Genomic DNA, 284 nt, shown 5'->3' with positions numbered 1-284 from the left:
CGACTTAGCTCTGTCATGCTAGTCGCATCTGTGGATCAACGAAAGTAAAGAGCCTTTGATTCCTCTGTTGGGGAAGAAGTGCAAGTATCAGCACCAGGTGTTTCAACATTAAGTACCGTTCCTCATAACGTATATGGATATAAGAGTGGATCGTCTATGGCATCACCTCATGTAGCTGGTGCTGCGGCAGGCATTCTATCAAAACATCCGAATCTGACAAATGATGAATTGCGTGAAAGGGTGACAAAAACGGCAACAAAACTGGGCGAACCTTTTTATTATGG

1 pseudogene is annotated in these 284 nt (G+C 44.0%); it reads left to right on the top strand.

Annotation, left to right across the window (positions count from 1 at the left end):
* A pseudogene (locus KVT11_RS21365) lies at positions 1-284 on the top strand (S8 family serine peptidase); the annotation flags it as partial.

Origin of the sequence: Bacillus sp. GbtcB10 (genome assembly GCF_019091365.1) — a bacterium.
Classification (GTDB): domain Bacteria; phylum Bacillota; class Bacilli; order Bacillales; family Bacillaceae; genus Bacillus; species Bacillus altitudinis.
The sequence above is the reverse complement of the archived record's forward strand: the minus strand, read 5'-3'. Positions and strand labels throughout refer to the sequence as shown.